Below are 21,802 nucleotides of genomic sequence, written 5' to 3'. Positions count from 1 at the left end.
TAGAATTATTGAAAATAAATAAGCATTACCTAAGAAGATAATGCTTTTATACTCTTGAAAATTATGCTATCATCAAATAATAAACTAAGGAAGTTTATTTATGATCGTGACATTCCCATCCTAAACAATGTGACACACAATCTGATTGAGGAGCTGAAGGTCCTCCACCTCTTACTACAATAGCATTTGCTTTTGAGATTGTTTTTTTATTGAGTTTTAACGATTGTAATTTCTTTTTTTTCATGATTAAAAGTTTTTTGGTTATGAAAGAAAAGTAAGAAAATATTATGGTTTCGGTTTACGGCTAAACCTTTGTTTGTATACATATAAAGTATATTTTTCAGCTACTGATTTTTCACAAAAAAACATGCATGTATAATTTCTTAAAAATTCCTTTATTTTTGCGGCATGAATTTGAAGTTGCTCGCCATTGGAAGAACTGACGATAAACAATTGCAACAATTGATAGATCAGTATGTAAAGCGTTTATCGCATTATATTAAATTCGATTTGGAAATTATTCCCGATTTGAAAAACACCAAAAATTTAAGCGAAGCGCAACAAAAGGAAAAGGAAGGCGAATTGATTCTAAAAAAACTGTCTTCTTCCGATATGTTGGTGTTGTTAGATGAAAATGGAAAGCAGTTTTCTTCCGTAGAATTTTCAACTTATTTACAGAAGCGCATGAATTCAGGGATTAAAACCTTGGTATTCGTTATTGGTGGACCATATGGTTTCTCTGAGAACGTTTACGCGAAAGCTCAAGGTAAAATATCCTTATCCAAAATGACATTTTCACACCAAATGGTACGTTTGTTTGTCGTAGAGCAATTGTATAGAGCCTTTACTATTTTACGAAATGAACCGTATCATCATCGATAAAAAATAATATTACATGAAACTCGTATTTGCCACCAACAACCAAAATAAAGTCAACGAAGTACAGTCGTTATTACCAAGTCATATCACTATTTTAAGTTTGAAGGACATTCATTGTAATGAAGATATTCCTGAAACACAACCTACTATTGAAGGCAACGCTATTCAAAAAGCACAATACGTCAAAGAACATTACGGCTACGATTGCTTTGCAGACGATACAGGATTAGAAGTACATGCTTTGAATGGTGAACCAGGTGTTTTTTCTGCACGTTACGCAGGTCCGCAACGAAATGCCGATGATAATATGAATAAATTGCTAACTGGATTGGAAGATAAAGAAGATCGTTCTGCACAGTTTAAAACCGTAGTCGCATTAATTTTAAATGGAGAACAGCATACATTTCCAGGAATTTGCAAAGGAACTATTATCAAAGAAAAACGTGGTGACAAAGGTTTTGGATACGATCCAATTTTTATGGCGGACGGATTTACAGAAACATTTGCTCAAATATCTTTAGAAGAAAAAAATCGTGTGGGACATCGTGGAAAAGCGGTACAAAAATTGATTGGTTTTTTGAACACAAAAGTATAATCAATCTCAAAACTCTTGACGAACTCGAAATCTGGATTCCTTTCAACCAAAAAGACACCCTAAAAATTCCTTTTAAAAACGAAAAAGTATTTGGTATCGATTATCCACAGCTAAAAGTACAGCTAACAAATTCAAAGTAAGGATTCATTTTCACCAAAAACCATTAGAAATCAGCAAATTACAACAATAGTGATTTATTAAAAATAAAACACTACCTTTGCGCCTTGAAATCTCAGAGCGAGATGAAGTTATGCAGCGTCAGGGTATTTTATTATAGGTCGTAACGCTCCATGTAACTTCTCAACACAGCATGAAGCTGTACGAACCTTTTAAAATTACAGTATGACAAAATTTGAAGAATTAGGTCTTCAAGATTCGCTATTGCGCGCTATTCAAGACATGGGCTTTGAAACGCCAAGTGAAGTTCAAGAAAAAGCAATTCCAATTTTATTAAATGAAGAAACTGATATTGTGGCACTTGCCCAAACAGGAACTGGTAAAACAGCTGCCTTCGGTTTCCCATTAATCCAAAAAATAAATGCAGACAGTCGCACCACACAAGGATTGATTTTATCGCCTACGCGTGAATTATGTTTGCAAATTACAAACGAATTAAAAAACTATTCTAAATACGAGAACATCAATGTTGTCGCTATTTATGGAGGTGCAAGTATTACAGATCAAGCAAAACAAGTAAAGAAAGGTGCACAAATAGTTGTAGCAACACCTGGGCGTATGCAAGATATGATCAATCGTCGTATGGTTGACATTACAAAGATTGAATATTGTGTGCTTGATGAAGCTGATGAAATGTTGAACATGGGATTCTATGAAGATATTACTTCGATCCTATCGCACACACCAGACGATAAAAGTACTTGGTTATTCTCGGCTACTATGCCAAAAGAAGTTTCTGTGATTGCCAAGAAATTTATGCACAATCCACAGGAAATTACTGTCGGATCGCGTAACTCTGGTTCAGACACAGTTCGTCATGAATTCTATGCTGTAAGTGGTCGTGATCGTTATTTAGCGTTAAAACGTTTAGCTGATGCAAATCCAGATATCTTTTCAGTAGTTTTTTGTAGAACAAAACGTGATACGCAAAGTGTTGCAGAAAAGTTAATCGAAGATGGTTATAGCGCTGGTGCTTTACACGGAGATTTAAGTCAGAACCAACGTGATTTGGTGATGAAATCGTTCCGTACACGTCAAATTCAAATGCTTGTTGCAACCGATGTTGCTGCACGTGGAATTGATGTAGACGATATTACACACGTAATTAACTACCAACTTCCTGATGAAGTAGAAACCTATACACACCGAAGTGGTCGTACAGGTAGAGCTGGAAAATCGGGAGTTTCTATGGTCATTGTTACAAAAAGTGAAATGCGTAAAATCAAATCGGTTGAACGTAAAATTCAAAAGAAATTTGAACAAAAAAATATTCCAACAGGAATTGAAATTTGCCAAATTCAGTTGTTTCATTTAGCAAACAAAATTCACAATACACAAGCAAATGAGCAAGTAGATGAATATCTACCTAAAATCATGGAAATCTTTGAAGATACTTCTAAAGAAGATTTAATAAAGCGTATGGTTTCTGTAGAATTTAATAGATTCTATAATTATTATAGAAACAAGCGTGACCTAAATCAGCCAAAAGGTAGCAGTGAAGAAAGCTCATCTCGTGGCGGAAGTAACGAACATAGTACACGTTACTTTATCAATGTTGGATCGAAAGATGGATACGATTGGATGCGTTTAAAAGATTTCTTAAAAGAAACTTTAAGCTTAGGACGTGATGATGTATACAAAGTGGATGTTAAAGAAAGTTTTTCATTCTTCAACACTGATAATGATAAAAAAGAGAAAGTTTTAGCTCACTTTACCGATTTTAAAGTAGACGGACGTTTTGTAAATGTAGAAGAATCTACCAATACCGGTGGCGGTGGCGGTGGACGACGTCGTAGAGATGGCGGCGGCGGAAGAAGACGTAGAGATGGCGGAAACGGCGGAAACGGTGGCGGAGATCGCAGAAGAGGTCGTAGAAGCGAAAACAAATCTTCTTCAAATGATGGCGGAAGACGTCGTAGAAGCGATGGCGGAAACGACAAATTTAGAGGAAGATCTAGAAGAAAATAACCACAATATTGTTAATATTAAGTAAAAAGTGTGCTTCGGCGCACTTTTTATTGTTTTGTTTAGTACTTTTATACGACTATTAGTCAGAAGACTAAATTTTACAAAAATCGCATACATGAAAAAAGTATTTACTTTTCTACTTTTATTTTTAACAATTACAACTCTTTCCGCTCAGGAAATGAAAAAATTGTATGCTAAAGTTGTGAATGATGCAGACGATAAACCGATGAAAACGGTGCACGTTGTCAATCTAACAACTATTAAAGGTGTTATTACCAATGATAAAGGAGAATTTGAAATTGAAGCCAAAGCTGATGATCTATTATTCTTTTCTTTCTTAGGATTTAAATCGATCAAAGTCCGTGTTACTAATGACATGTTAAAATACAAAGGTTCTTCTACGATTAGATTGACCGAATTGGCGTATGCGCTGGAAAAAGTAATATTAACGCCGTATCAATTGACTGGATATTTGGATATTGATGCCAAAAATGTTCCAATTCGTCCTAACTATCGTTATCGTATTGCGGGACTTTCTACAGGATACGAAGCTGGAGAAAAAGCACCTGGAGCCATTTCTTCTGTATTAGGAGCTATTTTTAATCCGGCCGATTTCTTAAAAAATGTTTTCGGAAAAAAACCAAGACAAATGCGCAAATTGCGTCGTATGAAAGAAGATGATAAAATTAGAGAGTTATTAGCTTCTAAATTCGATCGACAAATGCTTCGTGAATTATTACAAGTAGAGCGTGTAGATATTGATGAAATTCTATCCTTATGTAATTACTCCAAAACATTCATTACCAATGCAAATGATCTACAAATATTGGATGCCATTAATGATTGTTACGAAGAGTACAAAATCTTAAGCAGGCAGAAGAAGTAATTTTTTTCAACTCAACTTATTTTTCAAATACATATAAATTCAAGTGCTTTGAAGTGACATACACAAAAGCATCTCTTCTTATATATTATTTACAACAATAACGTAAAAAGTATACCAAAAGAAAAGCGAACCGAAGTTCGCTTTCAATGATAATATTCCAATCTATTGAGATGGATTTAACTATCTTATTCCTATTTTGTCTTCTTAAAACAATCACTCAAAGGACATTTGGTATAGCGATCACCAACACTATTTATTGCTGCTGCTCCACCAAATAATATAGTGCTAGATTGAAGATTGGAAATACTTTTTTTGTTAAGTTTTAAAAAATTAAGACTTCTTTTTTTCATGTTTAAAAAATTTGTTAAGTTAATAATGCATTCAAAGTACGAAAATTAACTACGTTTCCCATCTTTTTAAATGATGAAAAAAAAATAAGTTATTAAGAAAATTGTCAACTCAATCGTTGTAGTAACACTTTTTTTATTCGATCCCTATTTTACGATATGAAAAAAGCCATATAACCTTTATATTGCAGGAATACTAACGTAAACTATCTCTCCGACATGAAGCAATTATTCACCATATTTTTACTTTCATTTCTTGTTTTTGGATGTAAATCAAAATCATCTGAAGCCACTGAAAAAACGACAGAAGCACAACCATTTGTATGGGAAGCTGCGAATGTATATTTTATGTTGACCGATCGTTTTTATAATGGAAACAAACAAAATGACCTCAACTACGATCGCACCAAAGAACCTGCAAAACTGAGAGGTTTTATGGGCGGCGATATGGCAGGAATTACACAAAAAATAAAAGAAGGATATTTTGACGATTTAGGCGTAAATGCTATTTGGTTTTCTCCAGTTTTAGAACAAATTCATGACAGCACAGATGAAGGTACTGGAAATACCTATGCGTTTCACGGATATTGGACCAAAGATTGGACGCAGTTTGATGCAAATTTTGGAACGGAAGCTGACTTTGCAGCATTGATAGAAACAGCACATGAACACGGAATTCGCATTTTAATGGACGTGGTAATGAATCATACAGGTCCGGTTACAGAAAATGATCCTGTTTGGAACAATACTTGGGTTCGTACGGAACCTGGTTGTACGTATCAAAACTACGATTCAGCCGTAAGTTGTACGCTGGTAAAAAATCTTCCGGATGTATTGACAAATAGTAACGAAGCGGTTGCCTTGCCTACTCCATTGGTTGAGAAATGGAAAGCGGAAGGTCGTTACGAACAAGAACTAAAAGAACTCGATGCTTTCTTTGAAAAAACAGGTTTGGTAAAAAGTCCGAAGAATTACATCATCAAATGGTTGACAGATTATGTACGTGAATATGGTGTAGATGGATATCGAGTTGACACGGTAAAACACGTAGAAGAAAGTGCTTGGAACGCATTAAACCAACAAGCACAGATTGCATTTTCTGATTGGAAAAAGGCACATCCTGAAGCTGTATTGGATGACAACAACTTTTTTATGTTGGGCGAATTGTATGGATATGGAATTGATTCAAAACGTTTTTACGATTTTGGAGATAAAAAAGTAGATTACTACGCCAATGGTTTTGACAATTTGATCAATTTTCAATTCAAATATGACGCAAAAAAAGATTATGAGAGCATCTTTTCAAAATACGACAACATTCTTCATAACGATTTAAAAGGAAAAAGTGTGATGAATTATATCAGTTCACACGATGATGGCGATCCTTTTGACAAAGCCAGAACAAAGCCATATGAATCGGCAACAAAGTTATTATTAACGCCTGGAATCTCTCAAATCTATTACGGAGATGAAACCAAACGTCCATTAATCATTGAAGGGACAAACGGAGATGCTACTTTGCGTTCGTTTATGAATTGGGACAAAATGAACGATGCTGAAACAAAAGCTTTACTACAACATTGGCAAAAACTTGGACAATTCCGCAAAGCACATCCTGCGGTTGGTGCTGGAAAACATACTATGATTTCACAAAGTCCGTATACATTTTCAAGAACGTATCATAACGATACTGTTGTTGTTGGATTAGATTTGGCGAAAGGAAAAAAAGTAATTCCTGTTGGTAAACAATTTGAAAATGGCGCAGAAATTACAGATCACTATTCAGGAAAAACTGCTACCGTAGAAAACGGAAAAATTACCATTGATTCTGAGTTTTCAATTGTACTTTTACATGAATAATCTTTATACATGAAAAAAGTTTTAGAGACAGAACGCACCTATTTACGAGAACTGTCAATCGCTGATGCGGAATCTTTTTACAACTTAAATCTAGATAAAGAAGTAATACGCTACACAGGAGATGTTGTTTTTGAAAGTATTAATCACGCCAAGAAATTTCTAGAAAACTACGATCAGTATCAAAAATACGGTGTTGGACGTTGGGCAGTAATTCACAAAGAAACTAATGACTTTTTGGGTTGGTGCGGATTAAAATATTCATCATCATCTGACGAATACGATATTGGTTTCCGTTTCTTTAGAAAATATTGGAATCTAGGATATGCCACAGAAACTGCCAAAGCTTGCATTGAATACGGTTTTCATACAATGCAAGTTAAATCTATTGTAGGTAGAGCCATGAAAGCTAACATAGCTTCTATAAAAGTGTTAGAAAAAATTGGTTTATCCTACAAATGTGATTTTGATTTTGATGGAAGCGCAGGTGTTATTTATACTATAACAGCAATTTTCTAAGAAAACATGCAAAGCTTACACTCTTGAAAACAAGGCAATTCTATTTCCTTCTGAATCAATAAATACTGCCATATAACCTGTATCAGGAGAAATCATCTTTTTTCCTTGGACAATAGTTCCACCAGCTTCCTCAATTATAGCGAGTTCATTGGCAACATCTTCTGAAGAAAAGTAAATCAATACGCCATCGGTTTTACTTGGTACATACGATTCATATTGTATTAGTGCTCCCGTACAGCTTTCTGCCGCTGGTTTTGGAGGAAACCAACCATATAATAAGCCGCCCAAATCTTGTACTTTTATAGAAACTTTAAACACAGTTTCATAAAACTTTTGTGCACGATTCATATCTGTCACAGGAATTTCAAACCAGTTTATCATAACTTTTTATTTTATTTTTCTAAATGTGCTTTTAAATCTGCCAATCCTTCTTCAAAATCTTTTCCAACGGCTTTGTCCATATTCATAAACAACATAAAAATATTGAATGGAATTTTGTTTTTTCCTGAAAATCCCCAAGTGACTCTTGTTTCCGTATCACTTAAACCTTCTGTCTGTAAAAAAGCATCTGCTTCAGATTTCCAAGGTTTGAAAAAGCGTAGTTTAGAAATCACTTTTTCATTCTCTACAATTTTTAAAATTTCCTGCTCTCCTTCTCCAACATCTTTATTTCCTTGCCAACGTGCTACAAAACCTACTTCTCCATCGGTTCCTTCATAGGATTGTGCCATATTCGGATCTTTCTTTTTCCAAGGCGACCATACGTCTTGATTCTTTATAGATTTCATAAATGCAAATGTATCTTCAAGCGATCTGTTTACAACAATACTTCTAGATACAGCAAAATTTTTGGGTGCGATTAAAGCTAAAAATATAATTAAAGCTAAAAGTCCGCCTACGATATACAATGCAATCATCATAATAATTAGGTTTTAGGTGTTTTTAGATTGTTTTTTATGCAAGAATTGACAATTTATACATAAAATTGAATTCTAAATTTAGGTTTTTATTTTGTGTATTCAAACGATACCTAAAAAATTCAATGATTGTTGACATTAGATCATAATAAAAAAAATAGTATTTTTAAATTCTTAAAAAACCAAACATCATGACATACGACGCAGACACAATTGATGATTATATCACACAACTTCCCGAAGAACGCCAAGAAGCAATTACTAAAATTAGAAGCATTCTTCAAAAGAATTTGCCTAGCGGTTTTACCGAAGCAATAAATTATAAAATGCCATCATTTGTAGTTGCTCATGATACGTATCCTGGCGGTTATCATTGCGATCCAAAGTTACCTTTGCCATTTATTAGTTATGCTTCTCAAAAGAATTTTGTCGCCTTATATCATATGGGAATTTATGCGAATAAAGAATTGATGGATTGGTTTGTAGCAGAATACCCAAAACATTGCAAACGTAAGTTAGACATGGGGAAAAGCTGTATTCGTTTCAAAAAAATGGACGACATTCCGTATGAATTGATTACTGAATTGGCCACAAAAATGTCTCCACAAGACTGGATTGATTTGTATGAAGCAAATGTGGTAAAAAAGTAGTTTTACTATAGCTTTAAAAAGATATTGATATACACTTCGTTGTTTCTAAAAAATTGTAGAACAACGAAGTTTTTTTATGAATGTGTTTCATGATAACGCTTCAAAATATCATCAACACTTTTAATTGTTTTTTTACACCAATCAAATCGTTTTTCTAAGATTTCTTGTTCTGTAAGTCGCCAAGCAATGTCAGAATTTCGCAATTGTGTCGTAGCATGTTGAATGGTAATGGCTGCAGAAACCGAAATATTCAGACTTTCCGTAAAACCAACCATTGGTATTTTTAAAAACTCGTCGGCTTGCGATAGTACTTCTTCACTCAAACCTTCGCGTTCTTTTCCAAAAAAGAAAGCTGCTTTTTCAGTAATATCAAAATCATGCAAGTATTGAGAATCTTCATGCGGCGTTGTGGCAATGATTCGATATCCTTGAGAGCGTAACCGTTCTATACAACTTTTGGTATCATTATAGCGATGAATATCAACCCACTTTTGTGCGCCCATTGCAATCTCTCTGTCCATCTTTTTTCCTAACTGTTCTTCAATTACATGCACATCTTGCAAGCCAAAAACATCACAACTACGCAATACAGCACTTGTATTATGCAATTGATACACATCTTCCACTGCTACTGTAAAATGTCGTGTGCGTTGCGCTAACACTTTGGAAAACAAGCCTTTTCTGCGCTCAGTGAGATATCCTTCTAAATGTTCTAATAAATCTTCATTAACCATGTTACAAAACTATCATAAAAACGCTAGGAAGCAAAAAAACAAGATGTTTGAAAAATCGCGTGAATACCAATAATAAATTGATTATTTTAGTACTTCTTAAAACATAACGAATGAAGTATATTTTCTCCTGTCTTCTCTGTTTTTTTTGCTGTATGATTGCTTTTTCGCAAGAAACCACTGAGATGTATGCTAAAAATGAGCAGCTAAATGATGAAAAGGTAATTGAATTTGGCCAACGTTTTGCAGATTCCTTTTACGAAAAAGATACTTCTTTTTTCATGGATAATTTTAATCTACAGAACTTTGCTGAAAAAGTTGTTTCCATCAATGAAAAGGCAAATGATGATAATGCAGTAGAAGAATTCAATGCTGTTTTTAAAAAAGGACTCTTTCTTGAAAAGTTTCATATGTTTCCCGAAAACATTCGTGCTGCCATATCAAGAGGCGCTTCCTATAGTTTGGTAAATTACTATTATCATTTGGATGAACGCAAGTATCATTTACTATTTCGTATGTACTCTGATAATGGTGGCTTAAATTATCACGATTATCAATTAGGTTATGAAAAGGATGAATTTTACTTAAATGATGTTTTTATCTACTCCATGGGGCAATATTTGAGCGATACTTACCGAGATTTATATGAATTGAGCATTCCAAGTAAAGATGTAAAAGATACCGAAACGAACAAAAATCGTTTAAAAGGAATGATTTATTTTATGCGTTTGGAAAGTTTGCTAAATACTCAAAAATATAAAGAAGCGCTTGAACTTACACATAAACTCGAAGGCAAATTTACCGAGAAGAAAATATATTATACGACGAAAATTAAAATTGCTTCAAAAATTAATACGGTTTTTCATTTAGAAGCGATCGATGAGTTATTGAAAAAATTTCCCAACGATCCGTACACCAAATTAATGGAGATTGACTATTATGTAATGTTGAAAGATTACAATGCAACGATGCAATTGTTAGATGAAATTCAACAAAACACCGAAGATTCTTTTATTGAATATGTACGTGGAAATGCTGCTTGGCAATTTGAAGATTATGAATTGGCAGAAAAAGCCTATGCAAATACCATTATTGAATATCCTGGATTTGCAGAAGCAAAAATCAACTTAATGTACTTGTATGATTTTTTAGAAAAGCATGAAGATAATATTGTCTTGCTAAATCGTATGATTGAAAACGAAGAATACAACAAAAAAGAATTAATCGATTTCATAGATGACAAATCCAATGATTTTGTAAACTTACCAAACGCTCGTATTTATAATAGATGGAAAAAGAAAAAATAGTCATACTTACAGGTGCAGGTATTAGTGCCGAAAGTGGTATTAAAACATTTCGTGATGCTGACGGATTATGGGAAGGACACGATATTATGGAAGTCGCTTCTCCAATTGGTTTTGAAAAGAATCCTGCATTGGTGTTAGATTTTTACAATCAACGAAGACGACAGTTGAAAGAAGTATCGCCTAATGATGGTCATAAAGCTTTGGTCACACTTGAATCAAAGTATGATGTTACGATTGTGACACAAAATGTAGATAATTTACACGAACGCGCAGGAAGTTCTAAAATCATGCATTTGCATGGCGAATTGTCCAAAATGCGCGGTGTACACTATCCGTACAAAACCTATGATTGTGAGGGTGATATTGCAGTTGGCGATATGTGTGAACGCGGTTCGCAATTACGTCCGCATATTGTTTGGTTTGGTGAAGATGTTCCAATGATTGAAACGGCTGTGACCGAATGTGAACAAGCAGATATTTTACTAATTATAGGAACCTCTATGCAAGTATATCCTGCGGCAAGTCTTATAAACTATGTGCCGCAACATATTCCAATATACTTTATTGATCCAAATCCTGCTGTAAATCAAAATTTGTATCAAAACTTAACCATCATTGCAGAAAAAGCTTCCGTTGGAGTCACTAAAGTTGTTGAGGAATTAATGTCATAGCATATAGCAAAACTAACACCTATCACCTAACAGCCAACAAACCTACTGCCCTTTCTCTATCTGTAAAGCTAAAAACGCTCTGGCTTCTTTTACCCAAGCATCAATCTCTTTAATTTGTGTTTCAGACAATTCTGCATCGGAATGTGTCCATAAGTAAGAAGGTAACGGCATATGTCCTTCTTCTATTTCTTCTATAATTTCTTCTAGCTTATGATCTTTGCGTTTTGCAGTGTATGAACTCCATTCAGAAAAGTTCAATTCATCTTTTCCATGTTCAATATGTTCAGCCATCCAATATGAAATTGGTTCTATATTGCTATACCAAGGATAACGTGTATTACTTGAATGACAATCATAGCAAGCCACTTTTAAAGTTGCTGCTACAGAACTTGGCATATTGGTTTCTTGAATAAAAGGTTCTAAGTCAGTAATATCACCTTCATTTCTCTCGGGACCAAAAAATTGTAAAATTACTAATACAATTAATGCTAAAACTGCTATCTTTTTAAGTATCTTCATGTCGTTATTCTTATTTCGTCTAAAATATAAAAAGTATGACATTTGAACAACTCTATTCGGAGCTAAATTATGTAAATCATTCTCGCGAAAAGCGAAACTACTATGCCAATATTGTATTAAACAATCCTGAATTGCTTCCAACATTGTTAGAAGTAGTGTTTACTGTTGATGATAAAATTTCGGCAAGAGCCGCATGGTTATATGAATTTGTAGCACGAGAACGTTTGGATGCCATATTGCCACACTTAGATACTTATGTAGAAAAAATGCACACCGTACATTTAGATCCTGCCGTGCGTCCTATGGCAAAAGTTGCTGAATATTTGATTGAAGCTTTTTATCACAAAAATGACAATGCTACAAAGCAACATCTTACCAAAAACCATCGAGAAAAAATTACAGAAGCTTGCTTTGATTGGATGATTAGCGATCAAAAAGTTGCCGTCAAAGCCTATTCTATGCGTTCTTTATACTTATTAGGAAGAGAATTTGATTGGATTCATGCAGAATTAATCATGATTTTAGAGCGCGATTATCTATCACAAAGCGCCGCATTTAAAGCCAGAGCACGAGACCTCATCAAACGAATGAAAAAAGCTTGAAAATGAAGTGCTAAAATTTTATTACAAACATTGTAACAAGTATATTTGTGTCCTTATAACAACAACACAATTACAATGACGCTTACTCCGCTTAACGCAATTTCTCCAATTGATGGAAGATATCGTAACAAAACCATCGCTCTAGCGAATTATTTTAGTGAAGAATCACTGATTAAATATCGTGTTTTAGTCGAAATTGAATATTTTATTGCTCTGTGCAATGTACCATTACCGCAATTAGAAAGTTTTGATGTTTCTCTTTTTGACGATTTACGTGCGATTTACGAGAACTTTTCAGCAGAAGATGCACAAGCCATCAAAGAAATTGAAAAAGTAACGAATCATGATGTAAAAGCAGTTGAGTACTTTATTAAAGAAAAGTTTGATCAACTACATATTTCATCATACAAAGAATTTATTCACTTCGGGTTAACGTCGCAAGACATTAATAATACGGCAATTCCGCTTTCTATCAAAGAAGCTATTCAACAAGTATACCTTCCAGAATTGGTCACCGTTTTAGAGAAACTAAAAGAATTGGCTAGCGAATGGGCAGAAATTCCTATGCTAGCAAGAACACATGGACAACCAGCTTCTCCAACCCGTTTAGGGAAAGAAATTGAAGTCTTTATTACACGTGTGGAAGCACAGGTAAAAACGATGTCTGTAATTCCACATGCTGCTAAATTTGGTGGCGCTACTGGAAACTTTAATGCACATAAAGTTGCTTATCCAACAATTGATTGGAAAGCATTTGGAAATAATTTTGTAGAACGTATTTTAGGTTTGCATCATTCATTCCCAACAACACAGATAGAACACTACGATCATGTTGCAGGAATTTTTGATGGAATGAAGCGTATCAATACTATTTTGATAGATTTAGATCGTGATTTTTGGACGTACATTTCAATGGATTACTTCAAGCAAAAAATTAAAAAAGGCGAAGTAGGTTCCTCAGCAATGCCACATAAAGTAAATCCGATTGATTTTGAAAATAGCGAAGGGAATTTAGGAATCGCCAATGCTATCTTTACACACTTAGCTGCCAAGTTACCTATTTCAAGATTACAACGTGATTTAACAGATTCTACAGTACTAAGAAATGTAGGCGTTCCATTTGGTCATACATTGATTGGATTTCAGTCTACGTTAAAAGGTTTGAACAAGTTATTATTAAACAAAACTAAGTTTGAAGAAGATTTAGAAAACAACTGGGCGGTTGTTGCGGAGGCAATTCAGACAATTCTTAGAAGAGAAAACTATCAAAACCCTTATGAAGCACTAAAAGGACTGACTAGGACCAATGAAAAGATCACTCAAGCGTCAATTGCCGATTTTATTGACACTTTAACGGTTTCTGAAGCTGTAAAATTGGAATTGAAGCAAATAAATCCTATGAATTATACAGGAATATAAGATTTCATTGCTCTTCGAATTGTTTTTTTGTTAATTTTGTACCGCCAAGAACTAACAAAAATAAATACTGTGACCATCAAACTCACAAATTCGAAAGACGAAAAAAGTTTGAATGCTTTACAGAACACCGGAAGACTCCAAATTAAAAAAGGTGTTTATAACAAAGCGTTTAAAACTTTTATAGTAGACAAGTACGGTTCTGGAATTCATTTTGGAAACATGAACAGTAACCTTGAAGAAATCCTAAAAAACTTGTCTTTAGATCATCTAATTGAGGGTAAAGTAAAACTCCCTAGAATAGATGTAAATACACTATCTGTTGTAAAAAATCATAAAAATGAGTTTTCTGATTTTGATTTATATGAAAATTTTGAATGTACTTTCTTAGCCAAAGAAGGTATAAGCTCAAAAGAATTCATGAAAGGAATCGAAATTTTACAAACTAATTTTTTAGAGAAATACAATCAAAAAGTTCATGAAGAAATTACAGAGATTGAACATAAGAACCGTATCCAAATAAAAAGAAGAGAAATCAAAGAAATCATCTTCTTTACGGTAATATTTATTATTGCGTTGACATTGATTTACTTTAGATCAAAGAGATAACGATATTATATATATTAAAAAATGGATAAATGTTTTGAGTAACATTTATCCATTTTTTTTAGTTTGATGACATCAAATTTGATAAGTTGCCCAAATCAAAATTGAGAGGCGTGTTTCGCTGTTCAGACATTTTATATAATTCCATAAATTTCTCCAGCGTCATATCATCTCCGATAATCCGTGTCACAGCAAAGCCCATTTCCTTATCGGATAAAAATACAATGATTTCATCAATAGAATCGTCTGTACCCACATATTTGATAACTCCGTTTCTTCCCATGTTAATGAGTTCTTCGTATTTTTTTTGTTTTAAAATTGCTTTGATGTTACTTTTTTCAGTCTCATATGTTTCTTGTTTTGTTTTATCAATTCTATAAAACAATAAGTTGACGCGATCTACTGCTTCAATGGCTTCTTCTTGCTTGTCCGTTAATTGCATGCCTTCTTGTTTTAAGAGACTTACGGGTATTGTACTCGAAGAAAATCCTGCTTGCTCAGCATGATCTAAAAAATAATTTCGTAAGCTATTCTTATCGGAACAGCTTGTCAAGCCCATGACGACTAACAGCAGTACTAAAAAAGGTGTAAACGTTTTCATAATTTTTGATTGTTGATTGTTTTTTGATGTGATGAATATATATAAAAATGCGTCAACGAACAACTAGTGCTCATTGACGCAAAACAGAGATATGTTTTTTAATTTTTCTTAACGTCTTTTAAATGCTCTCCTCCTGGAATGTTCATTTGACTTGTTAATTTAGAAACTTGTGTCAAATCGATGTCTCCTAGCAATGAAACGACTACAGTATTAATTTTCCTGTCTTTTAACTGTACTTTATCCTCAATACCAGTAATGTACATTAAAAGTTCTTTTACATGCGTTTCATCTTTTCCTTCTTTTACATAAAACTGAACACGAGCGTCTCCATCTCTTACTTCCATTAACTCTTCTAATTTAGAAGAACGTTTGTTTACCCATGATTTTAAGTCTGAAGCAATGCTTTTATTTTCAGTAGCTAATACTTGTAAACTTTTCATGCTCTTTACCATATCTAAAAACTCTTTTGCTTCCGGATCGTCGGTATCAACGCCAACAGTTGCAAGCATTTTAAACATTTTAGGCTTAATAGATACGTATGTTACGTTATCATTATCAGCATATTTTTCAAATATATTTTGTCCAAATGTAAGTACTGGCACGGCCAATAACATTACTAATATTACTATCTTCTTCATTTTTTAATTAATTGTTTCTTGTTATAAAAATTTTGTTCGTTGTTTCTTCAAATTGTGTTAAATAGTTGATATGACTTGCTCCTGTATTAAAGTTTTCTGACACAAGAGACATGGCCATTTTAAAATCAGAAAAAGCTTGTTTGGCTTCTTCCTGTTTTCTCCATTCATTAAAGAATAGACTTGTTGTGAGAATAAATACAGCGGCAACAGAAATCCATTTTAAATAATTTTTTCTAGGTTGTAATGGAACGTTACGAGTAGATTTCTCGGTTTTTAGATCGGTAAAATATTGAAACATTGGTAGGTATTCTTGCAAATGCGGCGCCACATTGTCTTGCGAAAAATACGCTTGTAACTCTTGTTCTTCTTGAACCGTTGTTGTTGCTTCAAAATACTTCTCTATTAATTGTTCTATGTTAGCTAACTCCATAGTTGTGTTTTTTTACAAGTTCTTGTCTAATATATTTTCTTGCTCTTGATAATGCTACTCGAATTGCTGTTGGATTCATGTTGACAACTTTGGCAATTTCTTCAAAATCATACTGCTCTACATCTCTCAATTGTATGATAATTTTTTGTTGCTCTGGCAGCTGTTCCATAATTTCATGAACAAAACTTACACTATCTTTTAATTCTACTTCGCGTTGTAATGAGGTATTTTCATCTTTATAATTACTATGAACTAATTTTAAATTGCTGGCTTGTTTTGATTTCAGTTTATCCAAGCAATAGTTTTTAGTCATCGTCATTGCAAAAGCTTCCACATTATTATACGCTTCTATTTTCGATTTCTTAGACCATAACTTCATCAATACTTCTTGTGTAGCGTCTTCTGCTTCTTCGTTTGAAACTAGTAAGCGCTTTGCCAAGCGGTATAATTTGTCTTTAAAAGGCAATACTGTACGTAAAAATTCTGCCTGTTTCATTTTTATGATCTATTAATTTCGGTTAGTTATAAGGAAGACGAGCTAGTTACGAATTTGTTACAAATAATTTTTATTTTACAATAATGTGGCTATTTTTAATGTTTATAAAAGTAAAACAAACTATGATAAAGAAAATTATGAATATAAAAAAGTTGCTATTTCTATTTGTCGCCGTTTCAGTAGCCACATCAAGTTGTACTGACCAAGATGATAATCTATTTAGTGTAGATGCAAATTTGGAAGTTCAGGACTTTGTTTGGAAAGGACTAAATCTATGGTATTTTTGGCAAGGTGACGTTGCCGATTTAGCCGATAGCAAGCTTGATGATAGTGCAGGATACGTTTCGTTTTTACAAGGCTTCCCAAATCCAGCAAATTTATTTGACCATTTACTTCACCCAGATGATCGTTTTAGTGTGATTGTAGATAATTATGATGATTTACAAAATTCACAACAAGGAACATCAGCAACCAATGGTGCCGACGTTCGCTATATCTTTTTAAATAGCGGAAGTTCTGAAGTTATTGGATATGTCCGTTATATCATTCCAGGATCTGATGCCGAAGGAAAAGATATTCGTCGTGGAGATATTGTATATGCCGTTGATGGACAGAGTTTATTTTTTAACTCTTCTACTGATAATAACTTGGATTTGTTAGATCCGACTTCGTATACATTCAACTTAGCAGATTTAACTATAACTGGTGGCGTTCGTTCTATTACACCAAATGGTAGAAATATTGCGCTTACAAAAACAAATATTACAGAAAATCCAATTTTAATAGCTTCTACTATTGATGTAGGTGCTAAAAAAGTAGGATATATTATGTACAATCAATTTATTTCAAATTTTGATACACAGTTAAATGGAGCATTTGCAGATTTTCAAGCGCAAGGTGTTACCGACTTGGTATTAGATTTCCGTTACAATCCAGGTGGATTTGTAAGCAGTGCTATCAATATAGGAAGCATGGTAACTGGTCAATTTGAAGGACAATTGTTTACAAAGTTCAGATATAATGATAAAATTCAGCCACAGCTTACAGACGCACAAGAAAATCGTTATTTTACAAATACGTTAAGTACTGGCGCTGGAATTAACAGTTTAGGATTGTCAAAAGTATACGTAATTACTACAGGAAGTACTGCTTCTGCGAGTGAATTGGTAATTAATTCGCTAGAACCATATATTGACGTAGTACAAGTAGGAACGACAACTACTGGAAAAAATGAAGCTTCTGTATCTTTATACGATTCTCCATCTTGGACTTTTGGAGATGCTCAGTTAAATCCAAATCACAAATGGGCAATGCAGCCGTTAATTTCTCGTTTGGAAAATAGTGCTGGATTTTCAAATTATACAGACGGATTGAATCCTGATATTGAAATCGCGGAAGATTTAACGAATCTTGGTGTTTTAGGAGATGAAACAGAACCTTTATTAGCTGCTGCTTTAGCAAATATCGCTGCCGCTGGAAGGCCTTTACAAGATCCAACGAAAATTGTTCCAATTGAAGGAGTTACAGAAACAAAACTGCGAAGAGTTACAGGAAATCGTATGTATATCGATTTAAAAGTTGGTGATAGCGATGATGCATTACAAAACCACAAATTGATTCTCAACGATTAAAATATTAGTACTTCATACTATATTTAGTAGTACTACTAATTCGTAAAACTATACCTCGAAAGTCACTCTTCATTGAGTGACTTTTTTTATGCGTACCATCTATCCTTTTCTAAATATGCTTTTCGCGAATTGAAACGATCCGTTGACTCAATGTTTCTTTTATATGATTTGAATTGACCTTAGTTTTAATAAAACCAATTCGTATCTAATGAAAAATAAGCTACTATTTATACTATGTATATGGAATATTATCTGTGTTTCTTCATGCATCACCACACAGCATATTCCTGAAAAGGAGATTAATTCTTATACGAGCGAAGAAATTAAGCAGTACATCCAAAAACGGTTTCTTTATGCAAGTGATAGCTTAAAAATTGGAGATGATTTTTTTGTAATTGACGGCATTCCTCGTGACGAAGAAGAAATTCATACTATTGATAAAAAGGATATTAGAAGTATTTATTTTGTAGATATTAGAAAAAACGCTTTAGGTTGTAATCCTGCTAAATATGATTTGTTTCCTATCATACGAACCAATAAAGCAGTTCAAAAACGAAAAGCAAAAAAAGAAACGTTGACTTGGATAAAAGATCTATATTTCGGTGAACATAGTACTGTAAATGAAAGACCATTAGTCATTTTCAACAGAAAACCATTGACTATAAAAACTGCTTTTCAATTGTTACAAACTCTAAAAGTTGGCCATATAGACTATATTCAAAAAAATGAGGAACCACAAGTAATTGCCGGTTTTGAACAAAACTCTAAATATGGCGTCGTAGAAATCTTCACAAAGTAAAACCAAAAATATCACCTAAATAGGTGAGTTAAAATGCCCAATTCATGTGTTTTTTGACAGTATAGTAGCTTCTAATTTTGAACTATTCAATAATCAGAACATTGCTACTACACAACTGCAATGCCATAAAAAACTATCATCATGAAATTTAAAAAAGATTTTATCATTGTTCATTTTCAGGAAGGTTTTTTTGATACTACAAATCAGCGTATCAGAAACACCGTCAAAAACACATTAGAACCTTTGATTGCTAATGCTCAAACAACAGATATACACGTAAGTTTTTGGGAAGATGACAAAGTAAAAGATACTACTTCTGTCATTCCCATTCCGCCATTGAGCGAAAGAGTAAGTCGATTTGTTGCTAGAAAAGGACTTATTGAAGACGAATATCCTTTAAAAGGAAAAGAAATCATACTTGTAGGTGGTTGGTTTGGCGCTTGTATCAATGGCGCTATTGAAAGTGTTATGACTGAATTCTTTAGAAGTCCATTATTGTTAGAAACTAGTGAATTAACAATCAGAATGCCCGAAACTGGCGTTTACAAAGAAACGGAACTACTTTCGGAGCTTGATGATGCAAACATTATCAGCGGAATTGTAAGTGCTTTTGACAACTCGGCAGCAGTCACAGAACCAATTGTAACAAATAGAGGTTTGCGTTTTAAAATTATTCGTACCAAAACACAAGAAACACTTACGGAACAAATGGTAGTTCCTGTACCAAACAACCCAAAAGAACGAATGTTTGATGTTGTTTTTCTTATTGATTAAGGTTAAAAAATAAGAAACGCTTCTAATTTCTTAGAAGCGTTTTTTTAGTGATAAGAAATACAAACTCCAAGACTAACAATTTCTTTTGTGAATTTGCAAATACGAAACGTAACAATATATTATTGCTTTAGTATTTTTCGTATGATTGTTTCCTTATCACTTTTCAACTCTAACAAATACATTCCAGTCTGAAGATTCGAGAAATTAATTGAAGTTTCTGTAAAAGAAGCTGTTTTTTGGTACATCACTCTTCCAGCCATATCAGATAGCTTAATTGAGTTAATACTTCTGTTACGCGTGCTTGAAATGGCTAAATAATCAATTATAGGGTTTGGATATACTACTATGGTATTGTTCAATGCTATATCTTTTGTGCTTAATAGCGAACTGTCTACAAAGACTCTGGCTATACCTGTATTATTATTACTATTGATTGGATTGTCGGCATTAAACGCTCCAATACTAAAAAATGCTCCATTATCACTTAAACTTACAGAACTACCCGCAAGGTCAGCTGCACTATTTGAGTTATTAAAAATTCCAGATACAGCACTCCATGTATTTCCAGAAGTATTTTCATATAAATATGCTTCTCCAGAGCTAGTTCCGTTACTATCATTAAAAGGAGCTCCAACAGCTAAGAAATTACCATCATCGCTTAGTGCAACGGAATTTCCAAATCGATCACTATTACTTTCTCCGGCAACACTAGCATTAAATACATATGTATTAGAAGTTCCATTGTATTTATATATTCTTACGAATCCTGAACCGTTTGCTGGATCATTTTGTTGTGGTGCGCCTGCAACTAAAACACTTCCATCATCACTTAGCGCAACTGTAGTTCCAAAAGCAAAGCTTTCACCTAAAATAGAAGCTGTAAAAATTTGGCTCCAGTTTGAGGTGTATTCATATACTTTTATTTGCCCAGAATTTGTTCCGCTTGGAGTACCATTTGCATCTGAAAATGGAATTCCGATTGCCAAAAATGTACCATCAGCATTGAAATTTACAGAATTACCAAATCGGTCGCCATTTACAATACCACTCATGGTACTCCCTAATTGTGACCATGAAGCACCGTTATATTCATACACTTTTACTTCTCCCTTTGCGGTACTCACTCCTGAAGCTCCGACTGCGATTTTTGTTCCGTCTGCGCTGAGATCTACAGCACTTCCTAGCGTATCAAAATCTGCTTGTCCAGTAAAGTCCGATCCTAGTTGCGTCCATGTTCCTGCAATATTTTCATAGACACGTACATATCCTCTTACTGAACCGCTTCCATCTGCTTGTGGAGCGCCAACAGCAATGATAGAACCATCTGCGCTTATAGCGATACTTCCACCAAAATTATCGCCTGTAGCGTCTCCAATTAAATCGTTTCCTACTTGCGTCCAACTGCCAGACATAAATTGATATACTTGTACTTTTCCTATATTGGAAGTGGTACCTGTAACTCCATCATATCCTATAGAACTTATGATGATAAAATCGCCTGTGGCACTTATTGCGGAATTATCTCCAAATCGGTCATTTGACATTCCGCCTGCATCTGCAATGATATTTCCTTGCAATGCGTATTGAGAAAATCCTAATAAAGGAATCATTAGGATATAAAAGAGTACTTTTTTTTTCATGAAATTTATTTTAATTGTTAGTAAAAAAATAGAGTCATCATATCATTTTAAATTTGAGATACGATCATCTGATATTCTTCCACAAAACAAGACTAAAATTGATTTCTTGAAAAGTTTTAAGCGTCTACAAATGGTCTACAGATGGC

26 protein-coding genes are annotated in these 21,802 nt (G+C 33.8%); 15 read left to right on the top strand and 11 right to left on the bottom strand.

Translation table 11 applies throughout. The annotated features are described in order from the left end of the window. Window positions 1-94 precede the first annotated feature (94 nt). Complete coding sequence (locus Q0845_RS07850; RefSeq protein WP_298511477.1) at window positions 95-244, bottom strand: hypothetical protein; 150 nt, start codon at window positions 242-244, stop codon at window positions 95-97. A 164-nt stretch (window positions 245-408) separates the two neighbouring features. Between Q0845_RS07850 and rlmH the strand changes: the two genes are divergently transcribed. The 4 genes from rlmH (at window position 409) to Q0845_RS07830 (ending at window position 4,505) form a co-directional block, all read left to right on the top strand. After that, entirely contained in the window at window positions 409-882 is a 474-nt protein-coding gene (gene rlmH / locus Q0845_RS07845) for a 23S rRNA (pseudouridine(1915)-N(3))-methyltransferase RlmH (protein WP_298511475.1), read from the top strand. A gap of 13 nt (window positions 883-895) precedes the next feature. Further along, window positions 896-1,474: a non-canonical purine NTP diphosphatase gene (locus tag Q0845_RS07840; protein ID WP_298511473.1), complete on the top strand. Its 579-nt coding sequence runs from the start codon at window positions 896-898 to the stop codon at window positions 1,472-1,474. 342 nt (window positions 1,475-1,816) lie between these two features. Next, a complete protein-coding gene (locus Q0845_RS07835) occupies window positions 1,817-3,619 on the top strand; it encodes a DEAD/DEAH box helicase (RefSeq protein WP_298511471.1) in 1,803 nt (600 codons plus the stop codon). Window positions 3,620-3,734: 115 nt separating this feature from the next. After that, entirely contained in the window at window positions 3,735-4,505 is a 771-nt protein-coding gene (locus Q0845_RS07830) for a carboxypeptidase-like regulatory domain-containing protein (RefSeq protein ID WP_298511469.1), read from the top strand. A gap of 191 nt (window positions 4,506-4,696) precedes the next feature. On the opposite strand, the gene Q0845_RS07825 is transcribed toward Q0845_RS07830, so the two are convergent. After that, on the bottom strand, window positions 4,697-4,855 hold the full coding sequence (locus Q0845_RS07825) for a hypothetical protein (protein ID WP_298511467.1): 159 nt from the start codon (window positions 4,853-4,855) through the stop codon (window positions 4,697-4,699). Window positions 4,856-5,071: 216 nt separating this feature from the next. On the opposite strand from Q0845_RS07825, the gene Q0845_RS07820 reads away from it, so the two are divergent. Next, a complete protein-coding gene (locus Q0845_RS07820; protein ID WP_298511465.1) occupies window positions 5,072-6,712 on the top strand; it encodes an alpha-amylase family glycosyl hydrolase in 1,641 nt (546 codons plus the stop codon). 9 nt (window positions 6,713-6,721) lie between these two features. Beyond that, window positions 6,722-7,228 (top strand): GNAT family N-acetyltransferase, encoded by a 507-nt coding sequence (locus Q0845_RS07815; RefSeq protein WP_298511463.1) that lies wholly within the window; start codon window positions 6,722-6,724, stop codon window positions 7,226-7,228. Window positions 7,229-7,243: 15 nt separating this feature from the next. Here the strand turns inward: Q0845_RS07815 and Q0845_RS07810 are convergent, their stop codons facing one another. Beyond that, on the bottom strand, window positions 7,244-7,609 hold the full coding sequence (locus Q0845_RS07810) for a VOC family protein (protein ID WP_298511461.1): 366 nt from the start codon (window positions 7,607-7,609) through the stop codon (window positions 7,244-7,246). 11 nt (window positions 7,610-7,620) lie between these two features. Continuing rightward, complete coding sequence (locus Q0845_RS07805; protein ID WP_298511459.1) at window positions 7,621-8,148, bottom strand: SRPBCC family protein; 528 nt, start codon at window positions 8,146-8,148, stop codon at window positions 7,621-7,623. A gap of 188 nt (window positions 8,149-8,336) precedes the next feature. On the opposite strand from Q0845_RS07805, the gene Q0845_RS07800 reads away from it, so the two are divergent. Further along, window positions 8,337-8,795, top strand: a complete 459-nt coding sequence (locus Q0845_RS07800; protein WP_298511457.1) for a DUF1801 domain-containing protein — start codon at window positions 8,337-8,339, stop codon at window positions 8,793-8,795. A gap of 74 nt (window positions 8,796-8,869) precedes the next feature. Here Q0845_RS07800 and Q0845_RS07795 read toward each other — a convergent pair whose 3' ends face one another. Next, a complete protein-coding gene (locus tag Q0845_RS07795) occupies window positions 8,870-9,529 on the bottom strand; it encodes an RNA methyltransferase (RefSeq protein WP_298511455.1) in 660 nt (219 codons plus the stop codon). Between the two features lie 110 nt (window positions 9,530-9,639). Here Q0845_RS07795 and Q0845_RS07790 point away from each other — a divergent pair, with 110 nt between their 5' ends. Further along, window positions 9,640-10,833, top strand: a complete 1,194-nt coding sequence (locus Q0845_RS07790) for a hypothetical protein (protein ID WP_298511453.1) — start codon at window positions 9,640-9,642, stop codon at window positions 10,831-10,833. Beyond that, complete coding sequence (locus Q0845_RS07785; protein ID WP_298511451.1) at window positions 10,815-11,504, top strand: Sir2 family NAD-dependent protein deacetylase; 690 nt, start codon at window positions 10,815-10,817, stop codon at window positions 11,502-11,504. The genes Q0845_RS07790 and Q0845_RS07785 overlap by 19 nt, the downstream gene beginning before the upstream one ends. 42 nt (window positions 11,505-11,546) lie before the next feature. Here the strand turns inward: Q0845_RS07785 and Q0845_RS07780 are convergent, their stop codons facing one another. Next, entirely contained in the window at window positions 11,547-12,023 is a 477-nt protein-coding gene (locus tag Q0845_RS07780; protein WP_298511449.1) for a heme-binding domain-containing protein, read from the bottom strand. A gap of 35 nt (window positions 12,024-12,058) precedes the next feature. Between Q0845_RS07780 and Q0845_RS07775 the strand changes: the two genes are divergently transcribed. From Q0845_RS07775 to Q0845_RS07765, 3 genes are all read left to right on the top strand, one after another. Further along, the gene (locus tag Q0845_RS07775; protein WP_298511447.1) at window positions 12,059-12,625 is read left to right on the top strand and encodes an adenylosuccinate lyase; all 567 of its coding nucleotides are present in this window, start codon (window positions 12,059-12,061) and stop codon (window positions 12,623-12,625) included. A 75-nt stretch (window positions 12,626-12,700) separates the two neighbouring features. Continuing rightward, window positions 12,701-14,044 (top strand): adenylosuccinate lyase, encoded by a 1,344-nt coding sequence (purB, locus tag Q0845_RS07770; RefSeq protein WP_298511445.1) that lies wholly within the window; start codon window positions 12,701-12,703, stop codon window positions 14,042-14,044. A 69-nt stretch (window positions 14,045-14,113) separates the two neighbouring features. After that, window positions 14,114-14,650, top strand: coding sequence for a hypothetical protein (locus tag Q0845_RS07765; RefSeq protein ID WP_298511443.1), 537 nt, complete (start codon window positions 14,114-14,116; stop codon window positions 14,648-14,650). Window positions 14,651-14,708: 58 nt separating this feature from the next. Here Q0845_RS07765 and Q0845_RS07760 read toward each other — a convergent pair whose 3' ends face one another. From Q0845_RS07760 to Q0845_RS07745, 4 genes are all read right to left on the bottom strand, one after another. Then, window positions 14,709-15,248, bottom strand: coding sequence for a DUF4252 domain-containing protein (locus Q0845_RS07760; protein ID WP_298511441.1), 540 nt, complete (start codon window positions 15,246-15,248; stop codon window positions 14,709-14,711). Between the two features lie 98 nt (window positions 15,249-15,346). Continuing rightward, complete coding sequence (locus Q0845_RS07755) at window positions 15,347-15,886, bottom strand: DUF4252 domain-containing protein (RefSeq protein WP_298511439.1); 540 nt, start codon at window positions 15,884-15,886, stop codon at window positions 15,347-15,349. Between the two features lie 7 nt (window positions 15,887-15,893). Beyond that, window positions 15,894-16,316 carry a hypothetical protein gene (locus Q0845_RS07750; RefSeq protein ID WP_298511437.1) on the bottom strand — a complete coding sequence of 141 codons (423 nt, stop codon included), beginning with the start codon at window positions 16,314-16,316 and terminating at the stop codon, window positions 15,894-15,896. Continuing rightward, window positions 16,303-16,812: a sigma-70 family RNA polymerase sigma factor gene (locus tag Q0845_RS07745; RefSeq protein ID WP_298511434.1), complete on the bottom strand. Its 510-nt coding sequence runs from the start codon at window positions 16,810-16,812 to the stop codon at window positions 16,303-16,305. Before Q0845_RS07745 ends, Q0845_RS07750 begins: the two co-directional genes overlap by 14 nt. 122 nt (window positions 16,813-16,934) lie before the next feature. On the opposite strand from Q0845_RS07745, the gene Q0845_RS07740 reads away from it, so the two are divergent. From Q0845_RS07740 to Q0845_RS07730, 3 genes are all read left to right on the top strand, one after another. Further along, window positions 16,935-18,443 (top strand): S41 family peptidase, encoded by a 1,509-nt coding sequence (locus tag Q0845_RS07740; RefSeq protein ID WP_298511432.1) that lies wholly within the window; start codon window positions 16,935-16,937, stop codon window positions 18,441-18,443. 208 nt (window positions 18,444-18,651) lie between these two features. Then, window positions 18,652-19,242 carry a hypothetical protein gene (locus Q0845_RS07735; protein WP_298511430.1) on the top strand — a complete coding sequence of 197 codons (591 nt, stop codon included), beginning with the start codon at window positions 18,652-18,654 and terminating at the stop codon, window positions 19,240-19,242. A 141-nt stretch (window positions 19,243-19,383) separates the two neighbouring features. After that, window positions 19,384-20,016: a hypothetical protein gene (locus tag Q0845_RS07730; protein ID WP_298511428.1), complete on the top strand. Its 633-nt coding sequence runs from the start codon at window positions 19,384-19,386 to the stop codon at window positions 20,014-20,016. Window positions 20,017-20,135: 119 nt separating this feature from the next. On the opposite strand, the gene Q0845_RS07725 is transcribed toward Q0845_RS07730, so the two are convergent. Continuing rightward, entirely contained in the window at window positions 20,136-21,656 is a 1,521-nt protein-coding gene (locus Q0845_RS07725; RefSeq protein WP_298511426.1) for a T9SS type A sorting domain-containing protein, read from the bottom strand. Window positions 21,657-21,802: the final 146 nt, after the last annotated feature.

The organism is uncultured Kordia sp. (assembly GCF_947489565.1).
Taxonomy (GTDB): Bacteria; Bacteroidota; Bacteroidia; order Flavobacteriales; family Flavobacteriaceae; genus Kordia.
Note: the sequence above shows the minus strand (reverse complement) of the source record. Positions and strands in the feature narration are given on the sequence as shown.

Bases quoted from the DNA above. Each gene is read 5' to 3' on its own strand.
- Q0845_RS07785 (WP_298511451.1), top strand. From the start codon at position 10,815: ATGGAAAAAGAAAAAATAGTCATACTTACAGGTGCAGGTATTAGTGCC.
- Q0845_RS07825 (WP_298511467.1), bottom strand. From the start codon at position 4,855: ATGAAAAAAAGAAGTCTTAATTTTTTAAAACTTAACAAAAAAAGTATT.
- Q0845_RS07760 (WP_298511441.1), bottom strand. From the start codon at position 15,248: ATGAAAACGTTTACACCTTTTTTAGTACTGCTGTTAGTCGTCATGGGC.
- Q0845_RS07790 (WP_298511453.1), top strand. From the start codon at position 9,640: ATGAAGTATATTTTCTCCTGTCTTCTCTGTTTTTTTTGCTGTATGATT.
- purB (WP_298511445.1), top strand. From the start codon at position 12,701: ATGACGCTTACTCCGCTTAACGCAATTTCTCCAATTGATGGAAGATAT.
- Q0845_RS07730 (WP_298511428.1), top strand. From the start codon at position 19,384: ATGAAATTTAAAAAAGATTTTATCATTGTTCATTTTCAGGAAGGTTTT.
- Q0845_RS07815 (WP_298511463.1), top strand. From the start codon at position 6,722: ATGAAAAAAGTTTTAGAGACAGAACGCACCTATTTACGAGAACTGTCA.
- Q0845_RS07780 (WP_298511449.1), bottom strand. From the start codon at position 12,023: ATGAAGATACTTAAAAAGATAGCAGTTTTAGCATTAATTGTATTAGTA.
- Q0845_RS07750 (WP_298511437.1), bottom strand. From the start codon at position 16,316: ATGGAGTTAGCTAACATAGAACAATTAATAGAGAAGTATTTTGAAGCA.
- Q0845_RS07840 (WP_298511473.1), top strand. From the start codon at position 896: ATGAAACTCGTATTTGCCACCAACAACCAAAATAAAGTCAACGAAGTA.
- Q0845_RS07830 (WP_298511469.1), top strand. From the start codon at position 3,735: ATGAAAAAAGTATTTACTTTTCTACTTTTATTTTTAACAATTACAACT.
- Q0845_RS07835 (WP_298511471.1), top strand. From the start codon at position 1,817: ATGACAAAATTTGAAGAATTAGGTCTTCAAGATTCGCTATTGCGCGCT.
- Q0845_RS07805 (WP_298511459.1), bottom strand. From the start codon at position 8,148: ATGATGATTGCATTGTATATCGTAGGCGGACTTTTAGCTTTAATTATA.
- Q0845_RS07735 (WP_298511430.1), top strand. From the start codon at position 18,652: ATGAAAAATAAGCTACTATTTATACTATGTATATGGAATATTATCTGT.
- Q0845_RS07725 (WP_298511426.1), bottom strand. From the start codon at position 21,656: ATGAAAAAAAAAGTACTCTTTTATATCCTAATGATTCCTTTATTAGGA.
- Q0845_RS07800 (WP_298511457.1), top strand. From the start codon at position 8,337: ATGACATACGACGCAGACACAATTGATGATTATATCACACAACTTCCC.
- Q0845_RS07850 (WP_298511477.1), bottom strand. From the start codon at position 244: ATGAAAAAAAAGAAATTACAATCGTTAAAACTCAATAAAAAAACAATC.
- Q0845_RS07795 (WP_298511455.1), bottom strand. From the start codon at position 9,529: ATGGTTAATGAAGATTTATTAGAACATTTAGAAGGATATCTCACTGAG.
- Q0845_RS07810 (WP_298511461.1), bottom strand. From the start codon at position 7,609: ATGATAAACTGGTTTGAAATTCCTGTGACAGATATGAATCGTGCACAA.
- Q0845_RS07775 (WP_298511447.1), top strand. From the start codon at position 12,059: ATGACATTTGAACAACTCTATTCGGAGCTAAATTATGTAAATCATTCT.
- rlmH (WP_298511475.1), top strand. From the start codon at position 409: ATGAATTTGAAGTTGCTCGCCATTGGAAGAACTGACGATAAACAATTG.
- Q0845_RS07755 (WP_298511439.1), bottom strand. From the start codon at position 15,886: ATGAAGAAGATAGTAATATTAGTAATGTTATTGGCCGTGCCAGTACTT.
- Q0845_RS07820 (WP_298511465.1), top strand. From the start codon at position 5,072: ATGAAGCAATTATTCACCATATTTTTACTTTCATTTCTTGTTTTTGGA.
- Q0845_RS07740 (WP_298511432.1), top strand. From the start codon at position 16,935: ATGATAAAGAAAATTATGAATATAAAAAAGTTGCTATTTCTATTTGTC.
- Q0845_RS07745 (WP_298511434.1), bottom strand. From the start codon at position 16,812: ATGAAACAGGCAGAATTTTTACGTACAGTATTGCCTTTTAAAGACAAA.